11 protein-coding genes are annotated in these 13026 nt (G+C 70.8%); 4 read left to right on the top strand and 7 right to left on the bottom strand.

All coding sequences use genetic code 11. The annotated features are described in order from the left end of the window. Nucleotides 1–130: 130 nt before the first annotated feature. Together katG and AB0B86_RS22835 are read right to left on the bottom strand one after the other, a co-directional pair. Nucleotides 131–2407, bottom strand: coding sequence for a catalase/peroxidase HPI (gene katG / locus AB0B86_RS22840; protein WP_357413494.1), 2277 nt, complete (start codon nucleotides 2405–2407; stop codon nucleotides 131–133). Beyond that, nucleotides 2404–2859 (bottom strand): Fur family transcriptional regulator, encoded by a 456-nt coding sequence (locus AB0B86_RS22835; RefSeq protein ID WP_357413492.1) that lies wholly within the window; start codon nucleotides 2857–2859, stop codon nucleotides 2404–2406. Before AB0B86_RS22835 ends, katG begins: the two co-directional genes overlap by 4 nt. Nucleotides 2860–3058: 199 nt before the next feature. Here AB0B86_RS22835 and AB0B86_RS22830 point away from each other — a divergent pair, with 199 nt between their 5' ends. The 3 genes from AB0B86_RS22830 (at nucleotide 3059) to AB0B86_RS22820 (ending at nucleotide 6082) form a co-directional block, all read left to right on the top strand. Next, nucleotides 3059–3466 (top strand): YciI family protein, encoded by a 408-nt coding sequence (locus AB0B86_RS22830; protein WP_357413490.1) that lies wholly within the window; start codon nucleotides 3059–3061, stop codon nucleotides 3464–3466. After that, nucleotides 3463–4608 carry a DUF6596 domain-containing protein gene (locus AB0B86_RS22825; RefSeq protein ID WP_357413488.1) on the top strand — a complete coding sequence of 382 codons (1146 nt, stop codon included), beginning with the start codon at nucleotides 3463–3465 and terminating at the stop codon, nucleotides 4606–4608. The genes AB0B86_RS22830 and AB0B86_RS22825 overlap by 4 nt, the downstream gene beginning before the upstream one ends. Before the next feature lie 481 nt (nucleotides 4609–5089). Continuing rightward, complete coding sequence (locus AB0B86_RS22820) at nucleotides 5090–6082, top strand: glycoside hydrolase family 11 protein (protein ID WP_357413486.1); 993 nt, start codon at nucleotides 5090–5092, stop codon at nucleotides 6080–6082. Between the two features lie 65 nt (nucleotides 6083–6147). On the opposite strand, the gene AB0B86_RS22815 is transcribed toward AB0B86_RS22820, so the two are convergent. Together AB0B86_RS22815 and AB0B86_RS22810 are read right to left on the bottom strand one after the other, a co-directional pair. Next, nucleotides 6148–7590 carry a protein kinase gene (locus AB0B86_RS22815; RefSeq protein WP_357419789.1) on the bottom strand — a complete coding sequence of 481 codons (1443 nt, stop codon included), beginning with the start codon at nucleotides 7588–7590 and terminating at the stop codon, nucleotides 6148–6150. Between the two features lie 90 nt (nucleotides 7591–7680). Next, the gene (locus AB0B86_RS22810) at nucleotides 7681–8661 is read right to left on the bottom strand and encodes an NAD(P)-dependent alcohol dehydrogenase (RefSeq protein WP_357408152.1); all 981 of its coding nucleotides are present in this window, start codon (nucleotides 8659–8661) and stop codon (nucleotides 7681–7683) included. A 116-nt stretch (nucleotides 8662–8777) separates the two neighbouring features. On the opposite strand from AB0B86_RS22810, the gene AB0B86_RS22805 reads away from it, so the two are divergent. Then, nucleotides 8778–9494, top strand: a complete 717-nt coding sequence (locus AB0B86_RS22805) for a TetR/AcrR family transcriptional regulator C-terminal domain-containing protein (RefSeq protein WP_357419788.1) — start codon at nucleotides 8778–8780, stop codon at nucleotides 9492–9494. A gap of 58 nt (nucleotides 9495–9552) precedes the next feature. Here the strand turns inward: AB0B86_RS22805 and AB0B86_RS22800 are convergent, their stop codons facing one another. The 3 genes from AB0B86_RS22800 to AB0B86_RS22790 form a co-directional block, all read right to left on the bottom strand. Then, nucleotides 9553–10455, bottom strand: coding sequence for an SGNH/GDSL hydrolase family protein (locus AB0B86_RS22800; protein ID WP_357419787.1), 903 nt, complete (start codon nucleotides 10453–10455; stop codon nucleotides 9553–9555). Between the two features lie 210 nt (nucleotides 10456–10665). After that, on the bottom strand, nucleotides 10666–11280 hold the full coding sequence (locus tag AB0B86_RS22795) for a dihydrofolate reductase family protein (RefSeq protein WP_357408158.1): 615 nt from the start codon (nucleotides 11278–11280) through the stop codon (nucleotides 10666–10668). A gap of 252 nt (nucleotides 11281–11532) precedes the next feature. Beyond that, nucleotides 11533–12975, bottom strand: coding sequence for a non-reducing end alpha-L-arabinofuranosidase family hydrolase (locus AB0B86_RS22790; protein WP_357419786.1), 1443 nt, complete (start codon nucleotides 12973–12975; stop codon nucleotides 11533–11535). Nucleotides 12976–13026 lie beyond the last annotated feature (51 nt).

Genomic DNA, 13026 nt, shown 5'->3' with positions numbered 1-13026 from the left:
AAACGGTGACGACCACCGGACCGCCCCGCGTGCGTCCGGCACATCCGGCCGGTGTGTTGATCGTCGACGACGCCGACGAGCCCCGGCCGACGCACTGGTGCGTCGGCCGGGGCTCGTCGGTGGATGCCGGTCAGGCGACGTCGAACCGGTCCAGCTCCATGACCTTGGTCCAGGCGGTCACGAAGTCGGCCACGAACTTGTCGCGGGCGTCCTGGCTGGCGTACACCTCGGCGAGGGCGCGCAGCTGCGAGTTGGAGCCGAAGATGAGGTCAACCGCGCTGGCGGTCCACTTCACCTCGTCGGTGGCCAGGTCGCGGATCTCGTACACGTGCTCCTCGGACTTCGACACGGTCCACCGGGTGCCCGGGGAGAGCAGGTTCGCGAAGAAGTCGTTGCTGAGCACGCCCGGCCGGTCGGTGAGGACACCGTGCTGGCTGCCACCGGTGTTGGCACCGAGGGAGCGCAGGCCGCCGACGAGGACGGTCATCTCCGGCGCGGTCAGGTTGAGCATGTACGCGCGGTCGATGAGCAGCACCTCCGGCTGGGTCTTCTCACCCGGACGCAGGTAGTTGCGGAACCCGTCGGCGCGCGGCTCCATGACGCGGAACGACTCGACGTCGGTCTGCTCCTGGGTGGCGTCCGTGCGACCCGGCCGGAACGGCACCGTCACCTCGACGCCGGCGTCCCGCGCCGCCTTCTCGACGGCTGCCGAACCGGCCAGCACGATGAGGTCCGCGAGCGAGATCTTCGCGCCGCCGGCCTCGTTGAACTCCCGCTGGATGCCCTCCAGGACACCGAGCACCGTCGCCAGCTGCTCGGGCTGGTTGACCTCCCAGTTGCGCTGCGGCTCCAGGCGGATCCGCGCGCCGTTCGCACCGCCGCGCTTGTCGGTGTGCCGGAAGCTCGCGGCGGACGCCCAGGCGGTGGAGACCAGCTGGGCGGTCGTCAGACCGGACTCCAGGACCTTCGCCTTGAGCGCGGCGACGTCGGCGTCACCGACAAGCTCGTGGTCGACGGCCGGCACCGGGTCCTGCCACAGCTGCGGCTCGGCCACCCACGGGCCGAGGAAACGCTCGATCGGTCCCATGTCCCGGTGCAGCAGCTTGTACCAGGCCTTGGCGAAGGCCAACGCGAACTCGTCGGGGTTCTCCAGGAAACGGCGCGAGATCTTCTCGTACGCCGGGTCGACGCGCAGCGACAGGTCCGTCGTGAGCATCGTCGGCTTGTACTTCTTCGCCGGGTCGAACGGGTCCGGGATGATCGCCTCGGCGTCCTTGGCGACCCACTGCTTCGCGCCACCCGGGCTGGTGGTCAGCTCCCACTCGTAGCCGAACAGGATCTCGAAGAAGCGGTTGCTCCACTGGGTCGGCACGTCGGTCCACGTCACCTCGAGACCGCTGGTGATCGTGTCGGCACCCTTGCCGCTGCCGTGGGTGCTCAGCCAGCCGAGACCCTGCGCCTCCAGCGGGGCACCCTCGGGCTCCGGGCCGACGTGGTTGTCGGCGACAGCGGCACCGTGGGTCTTGCCGAAGGTGTGACCACCGGCGATGAGAGCGACGGTCTCCTCGTCGTTCATCGCCATCCGGCCGAAGGTCTCCCGGATGAAGTGCGCCGCGGCGGCCGGGTCCGCGTTACCACGCGGGCCCTCCGGGTTGACGTAGATGAGACCCATCTCGGTCGAGCCGACGCCGGCCGCCATCTCCTTCTCGGAGGCGTACCGCTCGTCACCGAGCCAGGTGTCCTCCGGACCCCAGAAGATCTCCTCGGGCTCCCAGACGTCCTCCCGGCCGAAGCCGAAGCCGAAGGTCTTGAAGCCCATCGACTCCAGGGCCACGTTGCCGGCCAGCACGATCAGGTCGGCCCAGGAGATCTTCTGGCCGTACTTCTGCTTGACCGGCCAGAGCAGCCGACGCGCCTTGTCGAGGTTGGCGTTGTCCGGCCAGCTGTTCAGCGGCGCGAAGCGCTGGCCGCCGTCGCCGGCGCCACCGCGGCCGTCCTCGATGCGGTACGTGCCGGCAGAGTGCCAGCTCATCCGGATCATCAGGCCGCCGTAGTGGCCGAAGTCGGCCGGCCACCAGTCCTGCGAGGTGGTGAGCACCTCGACGATGTCCCGCTTGAGGGCCTCGACGTCGAGCTTGGCGAACTCCTTGGCGTAGCTGAAGTCCTCCCCCAGCGGGTTGCCCTTGGACGAGTGGGCGTGCAACACCGAGAGGTCGAGCTGGTTGGGCCACCAGTCCCGGTTGGTGCGCGGACGGCCGCCGGTCTTCGGGGTCGGCGAGTCGATCGCCGGGTTCTCGCTCTCGCTGCCGTGCGCGGTCACCGAGTCGTGCGCCACCGGGCAGCCGGCCGCTGCCTTCTGGTCCACGCCCTGTGCACTGGTGGGGCGGTTGTCCTGGGTGTCGCTCATGAACTTCCTTCCGAGCTTGCGGATCTCTGGGGCGTACGGGTGGCCGCGCAGTCGGGGCAGCTGCCCCAGTAGACGACCTCCGCCTCGTCGACCACGAAACCGTGGTCGACGGGGGCGGTGAGACAGGGGGCGTGACCGACGGCGCAGTCGACGTCGGCGATCACACCGCAGGAGCGGCAGACGACATGGTGGTGGTTGTCCGCGACCCGGGACTCGTAGCGGGCGGTCGCGCCGGCCGGCTGGATACGCCGGACCAGACCAGCGTCGGTGAGGACACGCAGCACGTCGTACACCGCCTGGTGGGAGACCGTCGGATGATCGGCCCGCACCAGCGCGATCACCGCGTCGGTGCCGATGTGCGGGTGGTCACGCAACGCCGCGAGCACCGCCAATCGGGGCCGGGTCACCCGCAGCGAGGCGGCCCGCAGTTGCGCCTCGAAGTCGGACATCACCTGCCGAACACTAGCCCACTTTTCTGGAACGGATCAAGTTTTAGCCGGGTCGACGCGCCGCCGTGGCGAAGGATTCACCCAGGCCCGCCGCGATAGTAAAAAATAATCCGGACGGCCATGTCGAGAACCGACACCTGGCTCCGTCCCCGGGGTGAACGCGACCACGACGGGTCGCGCACCAGCGTCGAGGAGAGTCACGATGGCCAAGTACCTGCTGCTCAAGCACTACCGAGGCGGCCCCACGGCGGTCAACGACGTACCCATGGACCAGTGGGCGCCGGCGGAGGTCTCGGCCCACATGCAGTACATGCGCGACTTCGCGGCCCGCCTCGAGGAGACCGGCGAGTTCGTCGACGCGCAGGCGCTCGCCCCCACCGGGACGTTCGTCCGCTACGACGGCGAGGGTCAACCGCCGGTCACCGACGGCCCGTTCGCCGAGACCAAGGACCTCATCGCCGGCTGGATGGTGATCGACGTCGACAGCTACGAGCGCGCCGTCGAGCTGGCCGGGGAGCTGTCGGCCGCCCCGGGTGCGGGCGGCAAGCCGATCCACGAGTGGCTCGAGCTGCGCCCGTTCCTGACCGAGCCGCCCACCATCACCGAGTGAACGAGTCCCTGCTGCGGGGCCTCACGCCGAGCGTGCTCGGCATCCTCGTCCGCCGCGGAGCCGACTTCGCGGCGGCCGAGGACGCCGTGCAGGACGCGCTTGTCGAGGCGGTGCGCGGCTGGCCGGCCGACCCGCCGCGCGACCCGAAGGGCTGGCTGGTCACCGTGGCCTGGCGCCGGTTCCTCGACGCGACCCGGGCGGACGCGGCACGTCGCCGACGCGAGGACGCCGCGGACGAGGAGCCGCCACCCGGGCCCGTGCCAGCGGTGGACGACACGCTGTGGCTCTACTTCCTCTGCGCCCACCCGTCGCTGACGCCGTCGTCGGCGGTAGCGCTCACGTTGCGCGCCGTCGGTGGCCTGACCACCCGCCAGATCGCGCACGCCTACCTGGTCCCCGAGGCGACGATGGCGCAACGGATCAGCCGGGCGAAACGCACCGTCGCCGCGGTGCGGTTCGACCAACCCGGCGACGTCGCGACCGTGCTGCGCGTGCTCTACCTGGTCTTCAACGAGGGCTACTCCGGCGATGTCGACCTCGCCGCCGAGGCCATCCGGCTGACCCGGCAGCTCGCGGCGGCCATCGACCACCCCGAGGTGGCCGGCCTGCTCGCCCTCATGCTGCTGCACCACGCCCGGCGGGCCGCCCGGATCGCGCCCGACGGCACCCTGGTGCCGCTCGCCGAACAGGACCGCGGCCGGTGGGACACCGCGTCGATCGCCGAGGGCGTCGAGATCCTCCAGGCGGCCCTCGCCCGCGACCGGCTGGGCGAGTTCCAGGCCCAGGCGGCCATCGCGGCACTGCACGCCGACGCGCCCACCGCGCAGCAGACCGACTGGGTGCAGATCGTCGAGTGGTACGACGAACTCGCCCGGCTTACCGACAGCCCGATCGTCCGGCTCAATCGCGCGGTGGCCGTCGGTGAGGCCGACGGCGCGCGGGCCGGTCTCGCGGCGCTCGCGGCGGTTGCCGACACGCTGCCCCGCTTCACGGCGGTCGCGGCGTACCTGCACGAGCGCGACGGCAGTGTGGCGACGGCCGCGCGACTGTACGCCGAGGCGGCCCGGAAGGCGTCCAACCTGGCCGAGCGCGACCATCTGACCCGCCAGGCCGCGCGGCTCAACGCCCTACCGCCGCGCTGACCGGCGCCCCACCCGCATCCCTCGCGCGATCATCGGATGATTCGGGTCCGGAAAGCGTCCGGAAGTTTTCGGAAGGTAGCCCTCGCGCCCAGAACGGCCACCCGAGCCTCAGTCGCGGCCCAGCCGCTACTGATCGACTACTGACCTGGATAGACACCAACCGTCCGACCTCCGCTGGCCGTCGCGGGTCTACCGCGATGTTTCCGAAAATTGTTGACAAGGGGACGACCAGGTTAATACGGTCCCCATCGACGGCATTCAATCGCCGTCAATGTCAGTCCCCGCGAACCACTGCGCCGGTCGTCGTGCGGGACGACCGGCAAACCACCACCGAGCGGCACGACGACAGTGGCCGGCACCGGGCCACCGGCAGCCTGCCGAGGCGTGCCGCGTTGCTGGCCCCCGCCAGCCGTCACGAGGAGGCACCACGCACATGAGCGACACCAGCCACATCCCCATCGCACGAAGAGGACGCGGCCGCATGCGGTTGCTCCTCGGCGCCGCGTGCGCCGCCGTCCTGGCGGTGACCGGCACGATGACGGCCACCAACGCGTACGCCGAGGCCGACCGGACGCTCACCTCGAGCCTGACCGGCACGCACAACGGCTACTACTTCTCCTTCTGGAAGGACGGCGGCAACGCCAGCATGACGCTGCGCGAAAACGGTCGTTACTCCAGCAGTTGGGACCGCAGCACCAACAACTGGGTCGGTGGCAAGGGCTGGGCCACCGGCTCCCGGCGGACGGTCAGCTACTCGGCCAACTACAACCCGGGCAACAACAACACCTACCTCGCCCTGTACGGATGGACGCGCAACCCGCTCATCGAGTACTACGTGGTGGAGAACTTCGGTAGCTACAACCCGAGCAGCGGCGCCCAGCGGCTCGGCACGGTCACCACCGACGGCGGCACCTACGACATCCTGCGCAGCCAGCGGGTGAACGCCCCGTCGATCGACGGTAACCAGACGTTCTACCAGTACTGGAGCGTCCGCCAGTCGAAGCGCTCGAGTGGCACCATCACCACCGCGAACCACTTCGACGCCTGGGCCCGCGCCGGCCTGAACCTGGGCAGCAACCACTCGTACCAGATCATGGCCACCGAGGGCTACCAGAGCCAGGGCAGCTCCGACGTCACCGTCTCGGAGGGTGGCGGCGGCAACCCGACCTCCGGGCCGACCTCCGCGCCCACCACCGGCAACCCCGGGACCGGCAACTGCAACGCGTCGCTCTCCGCGGGTCAGCAGTGGGGTGACCGGTTCAACCTGAACGTCGCGGTCAGCGGCACCAGCAACTGGGTGGTCAGCCTCGGCCTCGGTGGTGGCCAGAGCATCCAGAACAGCTGGAACGCCTCCGTCAGCGGCACCAGCGGTACCGTCACCGCCAGGCCGAACGGCAACGGCAACAACTTCGGAATCACGATCATGGCCAACGGCAACTGGAACTGGCCGACGGTCACCTGCCGCACCGGCTGAGCCGCACCACCTCCTGACACCATCGCTGGCGTGGCGGCCTCGGCCGCCACGCCAGCGGTGCGTCGTCAGACCTGCGGGACGGCCGACTCCTGTGCTGCCGACTCCTGTCCTGCCGATTCCGGCGCTGCCGACTCCTCGGCCGACGGCTCCTTCGTCGGATCCGCCGCCGGCTCGTCGTCGGCTGTCCCGGTCGGCGCCGCCGTCGGTTCATCCGCCGGCGCTGTCGTCGGGTCCGCCGCCGTGCTCTCGGGCGAGGCCGGCTCGGACGCACCGCCGGTGTTCTCGCCGGGCGGCGTCGGCTGGCCGGCCGGGGCCGCGCCGGCCGAACCGCTGGGCGTCGGGGTCGGCGATCCGGTCGCGCGGACCGGCAGGCCGGCCGACCCGCGGGTGTCCGGTTCACCGCCGCCGACGCCCGGGCCGGGCCCGCGCTGCGACGGCAGCGTCGGCGACACCGAGGGCGGCGTCGACGGTTTGTCGCTCCGGCCCGGCATCATCCCGATGGGATCGGCGAACACCAGCACGGCGGCCGCGGCGGCCATCGATCCGAGCAGCATCGCGAGCACCTTCGGGCCCGGGCCGCCGCCCGGCCGCGTCGCCGCGCTGCCGACGACCGGCCGCTGGACCTGGGTACGCTCGGCCGGCGCTCCGACCAGTGGCGCGACGGCGGTCCGCAGCAGCTCGTCGGACGGACCCGCGAGCGCCTGCGCCGCCGCGGCCATCGCCGCAGCCGTCGGGAAGCGCCGAGCCCGCTCCTTGGCCATCGCGGTGGCGACCAGCCGCTGGACCGCCGCCGGCACGTCCTCGGGCAGCGGCTGTGGCTCCTCGTCGAGATGCCGCAGCGCCACCGCCACCGCGTTCTCACCCTCGTGCGGGGGCCTGCCGGCGAGGCAGTGGTAGACGACGGCCCCCAGCGCGTAGATGTCGATCGCCGGCCTGGTCTCGTTCCGCACTACCTGCTCGGGTGCCATGTAGAGGGCGGTACCGACGACCTGGTTCGTGCCGGTCAGGCTCGCCGCCTCCTGGGTCACCGCGACGCCGAAGTCGACGAGCACGACGTGCCCGTCCGGCTCGATGATCAGGTTGCTGGGCTTGACGTCACGGTGCACCACGCCGGCGTCGTGGGCGGCCTGCAGCGCACGGGCGGTCTGCGCGGCGATCGACATCGTCTCGGCCGCGTCCAGCCGGCCGACCTCGGCGATCCGCTCCGACAGGGGCTGACCCTGCACGCACTCCATCACGATGTACGCGAGCGCGTCGGGCCCGGACACCTCACCGTAGTCGTAGACCTGGGCGATGCCGGGATGACGCAGGGCCGCCATCGCCCGGGCCTCGCGCCGGAACCGCTCGCCGAAGCCGGCGTCGGCGACCAGTCGAGGTTGCAGCATCTTGACCGCGACGCAGCGGTCCAGGGTCTCGTCGACCGCCCGCCAGACGTCACCCATCCCACCGCTGGCGATGCTCTCGACCAGACGGTAACGGTCTCCGACGACTTGCCCCACAATCGGCATGACACCCTCGGTACCCCGGACTCCTCGATCTCAAGCACGGGGACGCCGGGTCGGCTCCCGGACCGCTGGTGGGGCGGGGTTCCGGCCGGGTCAGACGGTGATGACGACCTTGGCCCGCGCGTGCTCGCCTTCGAGGTACCGGATGGCCCGGGGCACCTCGTGCAGGGGATAGCTGCGGTCGATGACCGGGGTGAGGCGGCCGGCTTCGGCGTGGGCGCGCAGCGTGTCGAGGTGCTGCCGGGCGGGCACGGTGGTGAGGACGACGATGCGGTGTCGGACGAAAGGGGCCAGCAGCCGGCCGCGCGCGATCAGCCCGATCGGCCCGACGAGGCTGCCGCCGCGGTACACACCGCCGCCGGAGAGCACAAGCGTCCCGGTCGGGGTCAGCACCCGTCGCAGCGCCCGCAGTGAGCGGTTGCCGACCAGGTCGAACACCACGTCGTAGCGGCGGGTGTCGAGCGCGAAGTCGTCGCGGGTGTAGTCGACGACGTGGTCGGCGCCGAGGGAACTGACGAGTTCGACGTTGCGGGTGCTGCACACGGCGGTCACTGTCGCGCCGAGCGCGGTGGCCAACTGGACCGCCAGCGTGCCGACCCCGCCGGAGGCGCCGTTGACGAGCACGCGGTGGCCGGGCTCGACCGGCCCGGCGGCCAGGCCCATGAGTGCGGTGACGCCGGCCAGTGGCAGGGCGGCGGCCTGCTGCGCCGTCAGGTTCGCCGGCTTCGCCGCGACCAGGCTCTCGGGCACACACACGTACTGCGCGAAGGCGCCGTTGGCGTCACCGAGGTCGCCGAAGACGGCGTCACCCGGCTGGAACTCCCGAACGTGGGCGCCGACGGCCTCGACCCGGCCGGCGAAGTCCCGGCCCCGGATGCGGGCCCGGGGCCGGGAGCGGCCCAGCGCCAGCCGCGCCAGCCGTGGATCGCCGCGCATGGCATGCCAGTCGTACGCGTTGAGTGCCGCCGCCTCCACCCGCACGAGCACCTCGTCGGGGGCGGGCACCGGCGTGTCCACGTCGGCGAGGGTGAGTGTGTCGGGTGGGCCGTACCGGTCCTGGACGATCGCCTTCATGAGTGCACCCCTCCCTAGGTGTACGGCGTACACCTGATGCGGAAAAGGCTAGGTGTACGCCGTACACCTGTCAAGGGGATTAGGGTTCGGTTGTCCACCGGACGACGAGGAGCGAGATGGCCGAGCAGGCGGAGACGCTGCGCCGCACGCCACTGAGCAGGGACCGGGTCCTCCGCGCCGCCGTCGCGCTCGCCGACGAGGCCGGGATCGAGTCCGTCAGCATGCGCAACCTGGCCCAGGACCTGGGCGTCGTGCCGATGGCGCTCTACAAGCACGTGGCCAACAAGGACGAACTGCTCGACGGCATGATCGACGTGGTCGTCGGCGAGATCGGCGCGCCCGAGGTCGGTGCCGACTGGAAGCCCGCAGTCCGCCAGCGCATCCTCTCGGCGCGCGAGGTGCTGCAGCGCCACCCCTGGGCACCGCTGGCGATCGAGTCGCGCAACATGGCGACGCCGGCCGTGCTGGCCTACCTCGACGCCGTGATCGGGACGTTGCGGGCCGGCGGATTCTCCGTCGATCTGGCCCACCACGTGATGCACGCGATGGGCAGCCGGGTCCTGGGCTTCAGCCAGGAGCTGTTCGACGCCGACCGGCGCGCCGGTCGGTCCGGCCGGACCGAGCCGGCCCCGCCGGCGGCCCTGCCACCCGAGGTGGCGGCCATGTTCCCGCACGTCGCGGAGATCGCCATGGCGGCGTCCCACGACGACGCGTCCGTGCTGGGGCAGGGCTGCGACGACCAGTTCGAGTTCGAGTTCGCGCTGGACCTGCTGCTGGACGGCATCGAACGACTGCACGAGCGCGGCTGGGCGTCGCCGCGCCGGCCGCACTGACGTCCCGCACCGGCCCCGCCACGTCCGACGGGGCCGGCTCGACCGATCGCGGGTCAGGTCAGCTGTTCAGCCGAGCGAGCAGGGCGGTGGCCATGCCCTGCTCACCTCGGGCGTTCGGGTGGAACGGTGCTGCCGAGTTCTGGGGCACCAACCCCTCGACCCACCGGGTGCCGCTGCCCTTGCACGCGTCACGGCCGATCGACGGGGTGTAGACGTCGGCGTAGCTGGCGCCGTTGGCACTCGCGGCGCTGGCCAGCATCGCGTTCAGCGACTTCTCGACGCCGCGCAGGTACGGCACGTCCTGGTAGGCGATCGGGACCACCGGCCAGCAGCCGTAACCGGTGTCCGGCAGGATCGCCGGGTAACCGAGGACCACGACCCGCGCGCCCGGCGCGGCCTGGCGGACCGCCCGCAACACGGCGGTCACCTTCGGCGTGGCGGCGACGATCCGCGCCTGCAACTGGTCGACACCTCCGGCGGTGTACCGGTTCTTGCACGGCGACCCGAGCGGGCTGCTGAGGCTCGCCTCGGCACAGTCGCCGATGATGCCGGCGAAGCCGATGTCGTTGCCGCCGATCTGCACCGTCACCAGCGCCGTGGTGGACGTGACCGCGTTGAGCTGCGGTGGCAGCGTGACACCCAACTGGCCGCTGCCCCCGTAGAGGATGTCGTCGGTGGTGGCGCCGGAGCAGCTCACGTCGGCGAACGACGACGAGCCCGCGGCGGCGGCCACCAGCGAGGGGTAGTTGCGGTTGGAGCGCAGGCAGTTCAGGTCGACCTGGGTGGGGACCAGCGGACCGGCGGTGTACGAGTCGCCGAGCGCGACGTACCTGCCGGCGGGTACGGCGGCGCTGGCGGGTGTGGCGACGGTGAGCAGCACGCCGACGGTGGCCACGGCGAGTGTGGCCAACCGGCTGGCTGCCCGCAGGCGGGGTAGGAGGGGCAGGCGGGGACGGGTCATGACGCCTCCCAGAGGGGATCACGGGGGTGGTGGTGCCGCGATCCTGTCGCCGCCGACGCCGCACGTCAATATCGATGAGCCTCACTAAATTGTGTTCCGAGGTGTGGGACGGCACGGTGGTGCTCAGCCCCGGCGCGCTGCGCCGGCCGCGCCGGTCTCGCCACTAACGACCCGCCTCGGGATCCGATCGGGCCGCAGCCGGGTGCCTGGCTACTGCCCGGCCGGCACCTGGTCCTTGACGTCGTCGTAGCCGACCTTTCCGGGTGCGGCGGCCGGCGCGTAGATCACGCGCAGCACGCCCGTCGGAAACGCCTCGGTCGCCAGCACCCGCAGGTGGTACGCCTGGTCGCCCTCGTCGAAGAGCTTGCGGCCCTTACGCGCCGCCACCGGATGCACCAGCAGGCGCAGCTCGTCGACCAGCCCCGCGGCCAGCAACTGCTGCACGACAGAGATGGACCCGGGGATGAGGATGCCGCGCACTCCTTCGTCGGCCTTGAGCGACGCGACGGCATCGACGAGATCACCGGCGATCAGCTCGGAGTTTCGCCAGGAGAACGTCAGCGGTTGGCGGGAGACGACGACCTTGCGGATGTCCCCGAGTTGCTTGGCGAACGGCGCGTCCTCCCCGCCGGCGGCCTCCCGGTCGGGCCACGCGCCGGCGAAGCTGTCGTAGGTCTCACGGCCGATGAGCAGCACGTCGCCGGTCTCATAGTCCTCGGTGACGGCGCGGCCCATGTTCTCGTCGAAGTACGGGAAGTGCCAGTCGGGGTCGATCTCGGCCACCCCGTCGGCAGAGATGAACAGGGTGGAGATGACCTTTGCCATCGCGGGAATCCCTTCAGCTCAGGTGATGTCGCAGGTAGACCGGCGCATCATCCCAAACTCTCCCGCCAGCGTCCGCCCCGACGAGGACTTCGGCGTTTCGCTCTCGTGGCGAGCGGCCGGCGGCCACCTCCGCGGGGGCGGATGCGGTAGTGGGCGCTACACCGCCCACCGCCTCCGAGCCGGTGGCCGGCCGGCGCACGAGTGGGCGGGCTCAGCGAACGCCGAGCCCGCCCCGTCTCGCGGTCAGGCAGGTTAACGCTGCAGGGTCAGCAGACCCGGCCGGTACGGCAGGAGGCCGTAGTCGACACCGTCGGAGCTGGGCGAGCGGCCCTGGTAGAGCAACTGCAGGTTGCAGGCGTTGACAGTCATCGTCTGGTCGGCGCTGGTCCGCAGCAACTCACCGTGGCTGATGTCGTTGGTCCAGGTCGCACCACTGTTGACCTTGCCCGCGAACGGGTTGCTCTGAGACGCGGCCTGCGGCGTCCACGAACCGTTCAGGCTGGTCGCCGTGAACGAGCGGAAGTACCGACCCTGCGAACCGATCGCCTCGACGATCATCAGGTACTTGTTCAGACCCTGCAGCTTGTACACCTGCGGCGCCTCGAACAGGTTGTTCGTCGTGTCACTCATGATCGTCGTGTAGCTGCTACCGAAGTTACCCGGGAAGTTCCCGATCGGCATGCTGGCCCGGTAGATCTTGCCGTTGTCACCGGCGAAGAACAGGTACATGTTCGTCCCGTCACCGATCAGCGCCTGATCGATCGGACCCGTCCCCGAACCCGTGATGCTCCCGGTGAACAGCGTCTGCGCCGCCGACCAACCATTCGGATTCGTCGGGTCACTCGAAGTCCGGTACGAGAACGCCGGCCCACCCCACTGATAGGCGAGCACCCAGATGTTCTTCGGCGCGAAGTAGAACAACGATGGCGCCACAGTCCCCGAGTTCATCCCGTTCTGACTCGCCGAGGCCATCTGCGAGTAGTTCGTGAACAGACCGAAGTTCATCGAACCCCACCTGGTCCCGAAGTCGTGCGTGGTCGCGTAGACCAACTGCTGACCGTTGTACGGCGCCACGGTGAAGTCCTTGAGCGACACCCACCCGGACTTCGGGTTCGCCAGCGATCCGGTCGACGACCACCGGTACGACGAGGGCAGGTCGCAGCCGTTCGGCGGCGGTGTCGTCGGAGGCGGGGTGGTCGGTGGGGGCGTCGTCGGGGGCGGGGTGGTCGGCGGTGGGCTGGTCGGCGGGGGCGTCGTCGTCGGGGGCGGCGTCACCGGGTTGCCGGTGCACGCCACACCGTTGAGCGCGAAGCTCGTCGGCGCGGGGTTGCTGCCCGTCCAGGAACCGTTGAACCCGAACGACACAGTGCCGTTGGTCGGGACCGAGCCGTTGTAGCTCACGTTCGCCGCGGTGACCGCGGAGCCGCTCTGCGTCAACGCGGTGCTCCACGCCTGGGTGACCGTCTGCCCGGCGGCATAGGACCACGTCAACGTCCAGCCGTTCAGTGGGTCACCCAGGTTGGTGATCGACACGTTGGCGCTGAATCCACCCTGCCACTGCGACGGCACGGCGTAGTCGACCGAACAGCCCGCCGCCGCGGCACCGGCCGGCAGCGCCGCGACGACAGTCGTCGAGACGAGTAGGGCGACGCCGGCCGACGCCAGACCGACATTTGTGTATCTGGATCTGGTCATAGAGCACCTTCCTGAGGGGGGCGGCGGCCATGCATTGGTGGTGATCGCTGG

The organism is Micromonospora sp. NPDC049047 (assembly GCF_040649135.1).
Lineage (GTDB): Bacteria > Actinomycetota > Actinomycetes > Mycobacteriales > Micromonosporaceae > Micromonospora.
The sequence above is the reverse complement of the archived record's forward strand: the minus strand, read 5'-3'. Positions and strand labels throughout refer to the sequence as shown.